General features: G+C 70.3%; 15 protein-coding genes. 4 read left to right on the top strand and 11 right to left on the bottom strand.

All coding sequences use genetic code 11. The features are described 5' to 3' along the window. The 9 genes from ACBJ59_RS60905 to ACBJ59_RS60865 form a co-directional block, all read right to left on the bottom strand. Positions 1-985: DDE-type integrase/transposase/recombinase (locus ACBJ59_RS60905; protein ID WP_375119052.1), on the bottom strand; the 985-nt coding region annotated here is incomplete at its 3' end. A gap of 413 nt (positions 986-1,398) precedes the next feature. Then, positions 1,399-2,166 (bottom strand): SDR family NAD(P)-dependent oxidoreductase, encoded by a 768-nt coding sequence (locus ACBJ59_RS60900; RefSeq protein ID WP_375119051.1) that lies wholly within the window; start codon positions 2,164-2,166, stop codon positions 1,399-1,401. Between the two features lie 88 nt (positions 2,167-2,254). Then, positions 2,255-2,689, bottom strand: coding sequence for a nuclear transport factor 2 family protein (locus ACBJ59_RS60895; protein ID WP_375119050.1), 435 nt, complete (start codon positions 2,687-2,689; stop codon positions 2,255-2,257). Beyond that, a complete protein-coding gene (locus ACBJ59_RS60890) occupies positions 2,686-3,573 on the bottom strand; it encodes a hypothetical protein (protein WP_375119049.1) in 888 nt (295 codons plus the stop codon). The genes ACBJ59_RS60895 and ACBJ59_RS60890 overlap by 4 nt, the downstream gene beginning before the upstream one ends. Before the next feature lie 132 nt (positions 3,574-3,705). Beyond that, positions 3,706-4,758, bottom strand: coding sequence for an LLM class flavin-dependent oxidoreductase (locus ACBJ59_RS60885; RefSeq protein WP_375119048.1), 1,053 nt, complete (start codon positions 4,756-4,758; stop codon positions 3,706-3,708). 58 nt (positions 4,759-4,816) lie between these two features. Further along, positions 4,817-5,455, bottom strand: a complete 639-nt coding sequence (locus ACBJ59_RS60880) for an NAD(P)-dependent oxidoreductase (RefSeq protein WP_375119047.1) — start codon at positions 5,453-5,455, stop codon at positions 4,817-4,819. Positions 5,456-5,492: 37 nt separating this feature from the next. Further along, on the bottom strand, positions 5,493-5,864 hold the full coding sequence (locus ACBJ59_RS60875; RefSeq protein WP_375119046.1) for a DoxX family protein: 372 nt from the start codon (positions 5,862-5,864) through the stop codon (positions 5,493-5,495). A gap of 81 nt (positions 5,865-5,945) precedes the next feature. Next, positions 5,946-6,626: an SDR family NAD(P)-dependent oxidoreductase gene (locus ACBJ59_RS60870; RefSeq protein ID WP_375119045.1), complete on the bottom strand. Its 681-nt coding sequence runs from the start codon at positions 6,624-6,626 to the stop codon at positions 5,946-5,948. 41 nt (positions 6,627-6,667) lie between these two features. Next, entirely contained in the window at positions 6,668-7,606 is a 939-nt protein-coding gene (locus ACBJ59_RS60865) for an NADP-dependent oxidoreductase (RefSeq protein WP_375119044.1), read from the bottom strand. Between the two features lie 99 nt (positions 7,607-7,705). Here ACBJ59_RS60865 and ACBJ59_RS60860 point away from each other — a divergent pair, with 99 nt between their 5' ends. Next, a complete protein-coding gene (locus tag ACBJ59_RS60860) occupies positions 7,706-8,434 on the top strand; it encodes a TetR/AcrR family transcriptional regulator (protein ID WP_375119043.1) in 729 nt (242 codons plus the stop codon). 218 nt (positions 8,435-8,652) lie between these two features. Here ACBJ59_RS60860 and ACBJ59_RS60855 read toward each other — a convergent pair whose 3' ends face one another. Beyond that, complete coding sequence (locus ACBJ59_RS60855) at positions 8,653-9,003, bottom strand: winged helix-turn-helix transcriptional regulator (RefSeq protein WP_375119042.1); 351 nt, start codon at positions 9,001-9,003, stop codon at positions 8,653-8,655. Between the two features lie 116 nt (positions 9,004-9,119). Here ACBJ59_RS60855 and ACBJ59_RS60850 point away from each other — a divergent pair, with 116 nt between their 5' ends. From ACBJ59_RS60850 to ACBJ59_RS60840, 3 genes are all read left to right on the top strand, one after another. Further along, positions 9,120-9,743 (top strand): VOC family protein, encoded by a 624-nt coding sequence (locus ACBJ59_RS60850; RefSeq protein ID WP_375119041.1) that lies wholly within the window; start codon positions 9,120-9,122, stop codon positions 9,741-9,743. Positions 9,744-10,040: 297 nt separating this feature from the next. Further along, the gene (locus tag ACBJ59_RS60845; RefSeq protein WP_375119040.1) at positions 10,041-10,520 is read left to right on the top strand and encodes an FAD-dependent oxidoreductase; all 480 of its coding nucleotides are present in this window, start codon (positions 10,041-10,043) and stop codon (positions 10,518-10,520) included. Positions 10,521-10,753: 233 nt separating this feature from the next. Further along, positions 10,754-11,695 (top strand): tyrosine-type recombinase/integrase, encoded by a 942-nt coding sequence (locus ACBJ59_RS60840; RefSeq protein WP_375119039.1) that lies wholly within the window; start codon positions 10,754-10,756, stop codon positions 11,693-11,695. On the opposite strand, the gene ACBJ59_RS60835 is transcribed toward ACBJ59_RS60840, so the two are convergent. After that, a complete protein-coding gene (locus tag ACBJ59_RS60835; RefSeq protein WP_375119038.1) occupies positions 11,658-12,353 on the bottom strand; it encodes an LLM class flavin-dependent oxidoreductase in 696 nt (231 codons plus the stop codon). The genes ACBJ59_RS60840 and ACBJ59_RS60835 overlap by 38 nt on opposite strands. Positions 12,354-12,956 lie beyond the last annotated feature (603 nt).

The raw sequence follows: 12,956 nt of genomic DNA, 5'->3' as shown, positions 1-12,956 counted from the left end.
TGGTTTTCTGGCATGCTCTTGTCCCCGTAAGCCTTTCGGCGCTGGGTAAGCCATCGGACCCAGGAACCTCCCTCCGAGTTCCTCCCGGCTGAACCGGGGATACGACCATGCGCCTCGTGGCGCACATGAACCGTTCGATCTTGCCGTGGCCGTGTGGCTGGCCCTTCTTGCTGAACATGGGCCGCACGCGCAGGTCGGCCATCACCTGTTCCAGGTGCGAGGAGGTGAAGTCACTGCCGTGGTCGAGGTGGAACACCTCGGGGATGCCGCATACGTGCCAGGCCGGTTCGGTCTTGCGCCAGATCGCCTGCCGGAAGGCCAGCGCGGTGGATAGCGCCGAGGGCGCTTCCAGGTTGACCGCGTACCCGGCGATCGCGCGGGAGTGGTCGTCCTCGATGGCGGTCAGCCACGGCCGGGCCGGCCGACCCTTGGGGTCCACGACCCACAGGTCCAGCTCGGTGTGGTCGGCCTGCCAGATCTGGTTCGGCTTGGATGCCTCCCTGCGATGCACCAGCTCATACACCTCCCGGTAGCGTTTGGTGCCCTCCACCCCGAGCGCGACGAGCGCCGGATCGAGGCTGCGGACGATCTCGTGCACGGTGGAGTAGCCGGGAACCGGCCACCCCTGCGCGGTGGCGACGCTGACCGCCTGCCGGTGGATCACCGCGATACTTCTGCGGGGCGGCCGCAGCGCCAGGCCCTCGATCAGCAGCCGCAACGGCTCGGGCATCTTCGCCCGGCCGCGGTCCGAGCGCGGCCGGCGCACCAGAGCGGTCAGGCCGCCGGTTCGGTAGGCGGCACGCCAGCGGCGCAGCGTCCGCTCGGGGACCCCGCAGGAGGCGGCGACCTGGGCCAGCGGGACATCGTCTTCGAGATGGGGTCGCAGCAGGCGCCAGCGCTCGATCGCCGCCCGGCGTTGAGCGTCGCTGAAGCCCGTCAGCGGGGCGGAGCCCTCACTGTCCCCATTCTGCGCGGCTGCTTCCATCAACCGTCCCTTCTGACCGGCCATGACCTCACTACGCCGGCCCCGTTCGCTGGCCTCGCATCGAGTGTTCCCGCTTCGCCGGCGAAAGTTGCCAGCGAAGCGGAGTTATGCGCGACCGCCGTCCGGGGTGGCGGGCTGGCCGGCAGGGGCGGTGGGCAGCGGGCCGGTGAGGTAGTTCTGAACGACGAGGGCGACGAGGGCGATGAGGATGTCGAGGCCGCACTCGCTGAGCGGTCGGGCTTTGAACGGGTGGCGGCCCAGGGCGATGCCGATGAGGTGGGCGCCGTGATGATAGTTGGCTCGGATCGTGGCGGCGGGTCAGGCGTCTGCGCTGGTCAGCACGACCGCCGCGCCGTAGGAGCCCGCCAGCAGGATGTTGACCCCGATTCACCGTGCGAGCGGGACAGCCCTGCCTAGCCGAGGAGGCTGCCGCCGGTGGCGTCGACGAACGTCCCGGTGATCCAGCGCGCTTGATCGGTGGCGAGGAAGACCACCACGTCGGCGACCTCCTCCGGCTCGCCGATGCGTTTGAACGCCGACAGCTGGGACATCTGCTCACGAACCTCGGGGATCTTGAAGATCTCATTTCCGTTGTCCGTGATGCCGGGGGCCACGGTGTTGATCGTGATCCCCCGGGGGGCAAGGTGCCGCGCGAAGTGCCGGGAGAGTTGTTCGATGGCGCCCTTGGTCATCGCGTAGACCGTTTGCGAGGGGTTGGCGACCCGGGTCAGGCCGGAGGAGATGTTGATGATGCGTCCCCCGTCGGGGATCAGCCCGAGGGCACGCTGGGCGATGAAGAAGGGTGCCTTGGCGTTGACCGCGAACAGCTTGTCGAACTGCTCGGCGGTGACCTCCTCGACAGTGGCTCCGCCGGGCAAGGTCTCGCCGGCGTTGTTGACCAGGATGTCCAGGGTGGTCTTCCCGGTGTGCTCCTTCAGGCCGGCCTCCAGGCCGAGGAACAACTGGTCGATGTCGCCGGGCATGCCGAGTTCAGCGCCGATCGTGAAAGCCCGGCCGCTGTCCTTCTCGATGAGCTCGACGGTCTCCTGAGCGGCCTCCTTGCTGCGCGCGTAGTGCACCGCGACCAGGGCTCCCTCGCGGGCCAGGCCGACGGCCACGGCGCGGCCGATGCCCCGGCTGGAGCCGGTGACGAGAGCGGTCTTGCCGCTGAGCTTCTTCATGATGGTGTCCCTTCGGAGTCCTGGTCGAACCGGTGGTGCGCACGACGGCGGGAGGCTCTGCATGGGGGGAGCTCCGCCGTGTGGAGCGTCAGTTGGGGATCGGGGTGAGGATTTGGTGGGCTGTGCGGTGGGTGATCTTCCAGTGCCCGTCGTCGAGTCGGTAGTTGTCGGCGAGTTCGACGATGTGTCCGGCGTTCTCGGCGGGATAGGGGGCGGGGCCTTCGCCGGTGGGGGTGGGGCCGGCGTAGGCGATCACGCAGACGGTTCCATGGGCGGTGGTGTCGGTGATGGTGTGGAAATGCTGGCTGGTCACCAGGTGGCGGATGGTCAGCTCGGGTCCGAGACGGGCGTTGAGCAGGTCGCGGATCTCGGCGTGGCCGTGCAGGCTCCGTCCGTGCACCTCATACAGGGCGTCGGGGGTGAACAGGTCGAGCAGCGCGTCGTAGGTGCGGCGGTCGTAGTGGTGGAAGAAGGCCTGGTTCAGCCGGGCCAGCGACCAGGCGGTGGCGTCGGCGGGGGTCATGCCGTGGCTTCCTTGGGAGTAGCGGTGTCGGGGCTGGTGCGGGTCTTGAGGATGAAGTCGAACTCGGCGGTCCTGTAGGGGCCGTGGAAGCCGTGTTCGGCGATGTCGGTGGGGTCGTCGTGCAGGACGGTGTCGGCTTGCAGGGCGGGGTGGGCCAGTTTCGGGCCGACGAAGTCGACGGGGATCACCGGGTCGCCGCGGAAGTAGATCTCGCCTCGCCAGGGGGTGAGCAGGTCGGGGTGGTGGAGTTCGTAGTGGATGTGAGCCGGGCGGAACAGGCTGCGTCCGACGGCCGCGGCGGCTTCGGCGACCCCGTCGACGGCGGTGACGTTGGAGTCGGCGTAGGGGACGGGGGTGATGGTGGTGAAGCGGTAGCGGCCGTCGTCGTCGGTGAGCAGGTGGCCGCGCAGGTTGTAGGTGGGCACGCCGTCGTCGTACAGGCCGGAGTAGTTGCCGTTGTTGGCCGCGTGGTAGATGTCCAGCTTGGCGCCGGTGAGCGGCTGGCCGTGGCCGTCCAGGATCCGGCCGGAGGCGATCAGCGGGGTGCCGGGTTCGTCCGGTCGCATCGGCAGGGTGCCGGGGTTGTCGATGCGCGGGGAGCCGGGGATGAAGGTGGGGCTGTTGACGTCGTCGCCGGGTGTGTAGCTGTCCTGGCCGCCTTGGAAGAGTTCGCTGTACAGCGGCATGGCGACGGTTGCCAGCGGGGCGCCGGTGGCCGCTTGGACCTTCTGCAGGAGGCCGGCGACCGCGTTGATGTCGTCGAAGGTCAGTCCCTCCTCATCGCGCAGGCGGACCAGGGCGTTTTTGAACGCCTCGAGGAGACGTACAGCGCGGGGGTTGAGCTGCGCCGGGTCGACGTAGGAGGGGTCGGTGATCGTGGTCATGGCGGTCTTGCTCCTCTACAGGTCGGGATTGCTGGGAAGGCGGCAGGCTGCCGTGGCTGTCACCCTGGCCGGGGCCGTGCGCGTGGCGCGGGGACCGGCGCGGGGACCGGATGGGCATGCCGGTGACTGCGGTCATGCTGGCGGGCCTGTCGGCAGGCCGATCTCCTTGTGGATGGCGGGCGCGACTTCGGTGGCCAGCAGGTCGATGGACTCGCTCACCATGTTCGGCGGCATGCCGCCGAAGTCGATCTGTCCCATGAACCGGTCGATGCCGAACAGCTCGCGTTCGGTGAGGATCTTGTCGATGACTTCCTGGGGGCTGCCGGTCATCAGCGCGCCGAATGGGCCGGACATGGCCTGGTACTGCTTGGGGCTGACCAGCCAGCCGCGTCCGCCGGGGGTTTTGGGGCGCAGGTACTCGCGGTAGTAGGGGAACAGGTCGGCGCGGGCGTCCTGGGAGGTCTTGCCGACGTAGAAGTGGCTGGTGAGGCCGAGGCGCAGGGTTTCGGGAGCGTGGCCGGCGGCCTGGCCGACGGCGCGGTAGTGCTCGATCAGCGGGCGGGCGCTGCGGATGTCGCCGCCGATGAGGCCGAGCACCATGGGAAGGCCCAGGCGGGCGGCGCGTTCGGCGCTGGCGGGGGTGCCGCCGACGCCGAGCCACAGCGGCAGCCGTGCCTGCTGGGGGCGGGGCGGGACGGGCAGATGGTTCAGGGCGGGGCGGTGGCGGCCGGACCAGGTGACGTACTCGCTGTCGCGGATGGCGAGCAGCAGGTCGAGTTTGTCGGCGAACACCTCGTCGTAGTCGGCGGGGTCGATGCCGAACAGGGTGAAGGCGTCAAGGAAGGCGCTGCGTCCGGCGATGATCTCGGCGCGTCCGTGGCTGAGGTGGTCCAGGGAGGAGAAGTCCTGGTGCAGGCGGACCGGGTCCAGGGTGGACAGGACCGACACGGCGCTGGTGAGCCGGATGCGGGTGGTGGCCTGGGCGATGGCCGCGAGGGGGATGGCGGGGTTGGCGACGGAGAAGTCGGGGCTGTGGTGCTCGCCGAGGGCGAAGACGTCCAGGCCGGCCTGGTCGGCGGCGATGGCGTAGGAGACGATCTCGCGGGTGCGCCGGGCGGGGGCGTGGAGCGTGCCGGTGGCGGGGTCGGTCTGCAGGTCGGACAGGGACAGGATGCCGAGTTCCACGGGGGCTGGCTCCTTACGGGCGGGGACGGCGCCGGTCCGTAGGCACCGGCGCACGCGGTCAGTTGCTGATGGCGGGCATGGCCCGCCGGTAGCGGGTGTCGGTGAGCTGAGAGGCCAGGAAGGAGGCGATGTCGGCGCGGCTGATGGCGGAGCCGACCTGGTCGTGGCCGAGGAACCCGGCGCGGATGCGGCCGGTGGCGGGCTTGTCGGTGGGGTTGGTGATGCGGGCGATGGTGTAGTCGAGGCCGGAGCCGGTGACGGCCGCGGTCATGCCCGTCAGTTCGGTCAGCGCGTTGGGGAAGGCCAGCCGGGCCATCACGGGAAGGACCTTGTGCTTCCAGTGCGGCTGGTCGCGCGGGTCGGCCAGCGACGGTGTGGCCAGGCCGATGAAGCGTGCCACCTGCTCGGCTTGCATGGCGTGGACGATGGTGCGGGTGCCGTCGGTCAGCGGGCTGCCGGTGGCTGAGCGTTTCAGGGAGGGGCCGAGCGCGCTGATCACCGCGTCCGCGCCCTGGACGGCCTGCCGGACGGCGACGGTATCGGAGAGCTGCCCGGCGATGACGTTCAGGTTCGGGTGGGTGAGGGTGAGCTTGGCCGGGCTGCGGACCAGCGCGGTGACCTGGTGGCCGGCGTCCAGGAGTTGCTGGACGAGCAGGCGGCCGATGCCGCCGGTCGCGCCGAAGACGGTGACACGCATCAGATGGGTGGCTCCTCGCGGCAGAAGCAGAGCGGGGTCAGAAGCTGTAGGGGCCGAAGCGGCCCCAGGCGACGAACGCGGCCAGCAGGAACAGGACCGCGTTGAAGGCGATCGCGGCGGGCTCCTTGCGGCGGGCGTGGGTGAGTGCGGCCAGCACCATCACCACGGCCAGGCCGGTCGCGGCCAGCGGGGTCAGGATCGGGGCGATGCCGGTGGCCGCGGGCAGGATCAGCCCGAGCGCGGCAGCGAACTCGGCGATGCCGATGAGGCGGACGGTGCCGGCGGAGAAGTCCTCCACCCACGGCAGCTTGGCGGCGAGCTTGTCCTTGGGCTGGGTGGACTTCATCACTCCGGCCATGCCGAACATGGCGGCCAGGACGGCCTGCACGATCCACAGGATGACGTTCATCGCAGTATCTCCTTGACGGTAGGGGGTGAGAGGGAGCCCGGCGCGCGGCGCTCCCGCCTGGCGGGGGTGCGGTCGGCCGCCTCAGCCGGTGAAGACGAGCTCGGGCTGGTCGCGGCGCTCGTACAGGTCCCAGTACAGGGGGGCGATCTGCTCGGGTGTGGCGGTCGGGATGCCCTTGGGGCCGCCCTCACCGATCCACGCGGTGATCGCCACGTGCGCGGCGTACACGCCGCTGCCGGCCAGTTCGTTGTGCAGGTTGATCACCCAGTTGCGCAGCGCCGCGGCGGCGGCGTTGACGTTGCCGAGCATGGGGACGGGGTGCACCGAGCCGCCGCCGGTGGTGAACAGCAGCGTCCCGGCGCCGGCCTGCCGCATGGCGGGCAACACCGCGCGGGCGGCGGCCAGCGCGCCGTAGACGTTGTATTCGATTTGCGGCTGCAGGTTGTCCACCGTGACCTCGCTGGGGACGGCCATGGTGAGGCCGGGCACCGGCGAGTGCGGGGCCGGGGAGTACTCCAGCACGTCGATGCCGCCGAAGCGGTCGGCTGCCGCTTCGAGGGCGGCGGACAGGGAGGGGCGGTCGAGCACGTCGGCGGGGAACGCGGCGGCCGTGACGCCCTCTGCTTCGAGCTGGGCGACCAGGCTGTCCAGCTTGTCCTTGGTACGGGCGATCAGGGCGACGTCGAAGCCGCGGCCGCCGAAGGTGCGGGCGATGGCCAGGCCCATGCCGGGACCGGCGCCGACGATGGCAAGGGTGGGCACGATCAGATCTCCTTCGTCATGAGGGATGGGGTTGGGCCGGGTCAGGAGCAGGTGACGGCGAGCTTGCCGAGCGCGCCCGCGCCGAACGCGGCGAACGCCTCCGGCGCCCGCTCCAGCGGGTAGGCGGCGGTGACCGGGACCCGCAGCGCGCCCGAGGCGGCCTGGGCGGCCAGGGCGGCCAGGGCCTGCGGATTGGTATCGGCCATGATCGTATGGACGGTGACGCCGGAACCCTCGACGGCGTCGGCGGTCAGCCCGAGGGTGGAGGCCAGGCGGCCGCCCGGACGCAGCAGGCTCGCGAGCCCGGCACCGTCACCCGCCAGGTGCAGCACCGCGTCCACGCCCTCCGGAGCGAGCGCGCGGACCTGGGCAGGCAGATCGCCGCTGAAGTCCACGACGTGAATCTCGGCGTCGGTGAGGCCGGTGACGAAGTCGGCTTCGGTGCCGGGACGGGCGGTGGCGATGACGCGGGCGCCGCGGGCGGCGGCCAGCTGTACGGCCAGCGCGCCCACCCCGCCGGTGGCGCCGGAGACCAGCACCGTCTCGCCTTCGGCCGGGGCGACGGCGTTGAGGCTGTCCAGCGCCGCGGTGCCGGCCAGGCCCAGCGCACCCGCCTCCTGGACGCCCAGGCCCTGCGGGATGGGGGCGATGCCGTGACCGGCGGGCACGGTGACGTACTCGGCGAGCGATCCGGTGCCCAGGAACGGCTTCATCACCACGCCGAAGACCGCCTGCCCGACCGTGAAGCCCTCGACGCCCTCGCCGAGCGCCTCGACGGTGCCGGCGAAGTCCTTGCCCACCACCAGCGGGAAGCGGTGCTCCATCGCCCCTTGCAGGTAGCCCGCCGCGGTGGCGGCGTCGAAGCCGTTGATCGAGGAGACGGCCACCTTCACCAGCACCTCCCCGGCCTCGGGCCGCGGGGTGGGGAGGTCGGCCAGGGCCGGGCTCTCGGGGACGGAGTTCAGCGTTACGGCACGCATGAGCTGCACCTTTCGAAGTGGAACGGGTTACCCGTTTTTGTGCTGCCCAGCGTAACAACAGAAGTGGGTAGGTTGTTCCACTTGGGTAGAGTGGAAGACATGGATCTCCCCGCAGACGCCCCCGAGCCTTCGGGCGAGCAGCCCGGACCGGGACTGCGTGCCGACGCCGAACGCAACCGCGAACGCATCCTGGCCGCCGCCCGCCGCCTGTTCGCCGGCCACGGACTCGGCGTGTCCATGGCCTGCGTCGCCCGCGCCGCCGGCGTCGGCAAGGCCACCCTCTCGCGCCGCTTCGCCACCCGCGAAGAACTCATCAACGCCGTCTTCGCCGACCGTATGGACGCCTACGCCGCCGCCGTCGCCGAGGCGCTGGCCGACCCCTGGCACGGCTTCACCGGCTACGTCCAGGCCGTCTGCGCCATGCAAGCCGCCGACCGCGGCTTCGCCGAAGTGCTGGCCATGACCTTCCCCGCCGCCAAAGCCCTGGAGGAGCGCCGCGCCGAGGCCTACCACGGCTTCCTCGACCTCATCGCCCGCGCCAAAGCCACCGGCCACCTGCGCGAGGACTTCACCGATCAGGACATGGTCATCCTGCTGATGGCCAACGCCGGCGTCATCGCCGCCACCACCGACGCCGCCCCCGGCGCCTGGCGCCGCCTGGTCGGCCAGATGCTGCGCGCCTACGCCGCCCCCGGCGCCGACTTGCCCCCGCTGGAGCCGGCTCCCACGCCCACCGCCTTGTATCGGGCGATGGTCCGCCTCACCCGCCCGGCTTCTGACAGTGGTGGGGCCAGGGAGCAAGCAACGGAGCCTGCGGGCGGCCGTTGAGGCAGGCGTGCGGGGAGACCGGGCCGGGTTCTGGCGCTCGGAGGGTTTGGCAAGAACGCTGTCAACGCGCGACAAAGCGCTGCCGACGCATCACACACCGGCGCAGTGGTGCCGGTGGCGCTGGCCACAAGACGTGCGCCCCTCCGCCATGCCGAACCCGGCAGCGACCACGATGATCGTAGGGCCTGTCACCTCGTCGGCGCGGCGCGCCGATCACTTCACTCGCTGATCCTGCCGGGCGGCCTGCCCGAGGACGGAGCGTTCTGTCCGGCGACCCAGGCAAGCAGGGCTTCGAACACCGGCCGAAGAGAGCGGGCCTTGTCGGTGAGGGTGTACTCCACCCGCGGCGGGACTTCGGCATAGACCTTCCGCGTGACCAGGCCGTCGTCTTCGAGTTCGCGCAATTGCTTGGTCAGCATGTGCTGGGTTACCTGGGGGATCTCGCGGCGCAACTCACCGAAGCGATGGGTCCGCGCATCGAGGAGCCAGAGGATCTCCAGCTTCCACTTGCCGCTGATCATCGACAGGAGCCGACGCATCTCACGCCGCGTGTCCATCGCCTCGACCACGCCATCCCTCCAATAGTATGCATATAGATACTAACCGTCTGAAAAGTATCGTACTCCCCCAAATTCATGCAACGTCGTAACCTGATATCAGTCGCTACGGCAACAGGAGAACGACCATGAACACCGAAACGATCGTGCACCCGCGGCTGCACCACCTCGGCATCACCACCAGCAACATCGACGCCATGGTGAGCTGGTACCGCCTCGTGGTCGGGATGGAACTGGTCCATCGCACCGACTCGGCCACGGCCAGCACTGATGGCGCCGCGGTGATGAAGTCCGCGTGGGTGACCAATGACGAGGCCAACCACCGACTGGCCTTCGTGGAAATGCCCGGCCTGCGCGAGGACCCAGACAAGGCCCGGCACCACCGCGTCCAGCATTTCGCCTTCGCCTACAACACCCTCGACGACCTGCTCGGCACCTACGTGCGCCTCAAGGCCCAGGGCATCAGCCCGGTACTGTGCACCGACGCCGGCGCCCAGACCGCGTTCTACTACACCGACCCCGACGGCAACAGCGTCGAACTCCACGTCGACAACTACGGCGACAGCTGGACCTCCATGGAGCACATGCGCCACTCCCCGCACTTCGCCGCCAAGCCCATCGGCCACTTCGTCGACCCGGACAAGCTGCTGCAAGCCCGGCAGGCCGGGGCGTCCCCCTCGGAGCTGAGCAAACGCGCCTGGCGCGACGAGTTCGCACCGGCCCAGCCGTATGACCCCAGGGTCCTTCTCTGACCCTGGCCTGCCTCGATTGCGGAGAACGTGCTGGAGCGACGGTGAGCAGCCCCGGCGCCCTGCGCGTGTCTCCCCGCCTGGATTCGAGAAGGATCGCGTGGCTTGTCGGGATCGGGCCATGACCTACGACGCGCCCGCGCCCGCTGCCGGGTCGGCCGGAACGTCCGCTGATGCGTCGCGCACCTGTGTGCGCAGCGTGCGCCCGACCGTGGCGGGCGCACGGGCGCCGGGTCTTCTATCCCTTCTGGTGACATGGACCGGTTGGTCGTGATCTCCCCGAGTTCAAGAAACGACAACGTGTCCACAGCGGCCATCATCGGTGGAGGCAACGGCGGCATCACGCTGGCCAAGGCCCTCGACGAGCATCTCGACGTCGTGCTCATCGAACCCAAGGACGCCTTCGTGCATTCGGTGGCAGCGCTGCGCGGCCCGGTCGACCAGGAGTGGAGCAGTCGCTCCTTCTTCGACTACGCGACCCTGCTCACCCGCGGCCGCGTGCTCCGCGACCGGGCCGTCAAGGCCGACGCCACCGGCGTGAGCACCGCGGCCGGCACCCGGATCGACGCCGACTACATCGTCCTGGCCACCGGCTCGACCTACCCCTACCCGGCCAAGTACGACCTCGACGACAGCACCGCCGTGCTGGCCAAGCTCACCACCACCCATCAAGCCCTGCACGAGACCGGCTCACCAGTACAGGACCCGGGGTCCGGGGAAAACTCGCTCCCGCGACAAGTGCCGTCCCGCACGTTGCTGACGGGCTACTCGCCGAGCTGAGTCGGTGCCGCCGTCTGCAGCAGTTCGTATCACCATCGGGGTCCTTGATGGTCGAGGCCGACCTGTCAGACAACCCAGGACCCATGTACGTGATAAGGGCCTATTATCACGTACATGAGCGATCATGGCCGTCCGCCGAGCAGGCGATCCACTCGCCCGGTCACTGCGCGACTCCGGCACGTTATCCGGTACATCATGCGGACCGGCTCGGCGAGCATCGCCCGGCGGGGGACATGAGCGCGGCGCCGAAGGTCGCCGCCCTGCGCGGCGGGCACGTCAGCCTCGCGGCGGCCGCCGACGCCTTCCTGGCCACCCCGCGCATGGACAACCCGAACACCCAACGCGCCTATGCCTCGGCCGTCGACCGCGTCATCGCCCTGCTCGGCCGCGACCGGCCGGTGGCCGAGGTGGGCGATGCCGAGATCGGCACCGCGCTCACCGAGCTGTGGGGCGCGAGCGCGGCGGCGACCTGGAACCGCAACCGCGCCGCCATCGCCTCCTGGCTGTCCTGGTGCCGCACCATGAAGCACTGGGCCCCGCCGTCGGTGCCGGCCGACGCCGAACGCCGCAAGGAGAGCGCCGACGAAACCCGCGCCGTCGCCAAGACCACCATCCACCGGCTGCTGTCCCGCCGCGACATCCCACTGCGCGAGCGGGCGCTCTGGCGCATGCTCTACGAAACGGCGGCCAGAGCCGCCGAGATCCTCGCGCTCAACGTCGGGGACGTCGACCTGGAGCACCGCCGCGCCCCCGTCCGGTCCAAGGGCGGCGCCGTCGAGTGGGTGTACTGGGACAGCGGCACCGCCCACCTCCTGCCCCGCCTACTCCGCCTCCCTGACGGCAGCACACGCACCCAGGGCCCGCTGTTCCTGTCCGAACGCCGCCCCGTCCCGGCCCGACGTCCGGCCGCCGCCGACATCTGCCCGCATACCGGCCGCGCCCGCCTCGGCTACGACCGCGCCCGCGTCCTGCTGGACAAACACGCCGGGCTCGACCTGCACCAGCTGCGCCACAGCGCCGCCACCCACCTCGGCGAGGCCGAGGTCCCGCTGCAGCTCATCATGGGCAAGACCCGCCACAAGAACCCCCGCACCGCCATGCGCTACGTCAAACCCGGCCCTGAAGCGATCGCCAAGGTCACCGAGGTGCTGGCGCCCCGCCGCCGTACCCACTGACGTCCTCGTTAGAAGAGTCAGCTGACCGATCCGGAACCATCATCGGCCAGATAGCTCCGGATCTCCCCGGCCATTTATCGCCGGAGCTCACACCCTGGGCCCGCCACTCCGTCTCGGTGGACCGGAACAGGCTCTCGGCGTCGGCGAGGTGCGCCGCGCACAGGAAACCGTCGCCCAGACGGGCGGCACGCCGGATCCCGGCCGGGCTGAAGGCGCTGAACAGCACCTCCGGGCCGCCCCGGCGGGCAGGCTGGGGCCCGATCGGGCCGATGCCCGCGTCGTACGGCTCGCCCGACCAGACACGGCGCATCACCGCCATCATCTCCTCCAGCCGCGCCCCGCGCCGGTGCACGTCCACACCCACCGCCTCGTAGTCGTCGCGGCGCGCCCCCAAGCCGATGCCGAGCGTGAAGCGCCCTGCCGACAGGCGGTCCAAGGTCGCGCACTGCTTGGCCAGCAGTGTCGGCTCGCGGAGCGGAGCGAGCAGCACCTCGGTCTGCACGCGGATTCTGGAGGTTGCCCCGGCGAGCAGGGCCAGGGCCACCAGGGGCTCGGGATTGTCGTAGACGAGACGATCGAGCAGCCCGAGCGTGCTGAACGGGCCCTCATCCGCGAGCCGGGCCCACTCCAGCAAGGCCGCGGGCTCGCTGATAGGCAAGCCGAGACCAAAATTCATGCGTCCCCCGAGGTTCTCAACGCCGGCGAGCCGCCGCCGGTTCCGCTGCATACCCCCGCTTCCGTGCCCTCCGCACCCCTGCCGATGCCGGCGCGCCCCATCCGGCCGCAGCGCACACACCCGCGACCTGACGCCGCCACCGTTCACAAGGTTGTGCACGTGCATGCGTGCACAACCCAGGCGGCTGGTGGAACGAGATCCACCCCCGCCTCGAGCCCGATCAGCGCGGTCAGGCACGCCTCCCCTGTCCGAGCGCGCCGAACGGCTCCTGTTGCCGCCCGGCGAGAGCCTTGTAACGGCCCCATCTCTGCCGCCCCCGGGGATCCCCGGGGGCGGCAGACCCCCAGAGACGGCACGGGCGCATGCGGGCACTGCGGGGCTCTGCCCACAGCGTCACCATGTGACCGCTCGGGAAAGCCAAAGGACCGGTGAGGCAGAACCCCAAGGGGTTCGCAAGCGGAAACCTCACCGGTCCAGCAGGTTGAAAACTCCCAAGGGAGCCCTTCCATTCTAGCCGGTGCACCCTGCCTCCACCCCGACGCGCACGGCACTCGTCGCCGAGATGTTGATGGCCGAGGGACAACG

Origin of the sequence: Nonomuraea sp. MTCD27 (assembly GCF_041950495.1) — a bacterium.
Lineage (GTDB): Bacteria > Actinomycetota > Actinomycetes > Streptosporangiales > Streptosporangiaceae > Nonomuraea.
This window is presented reverse-complemented; position numbering and strand designations above follow the sequence as displayed.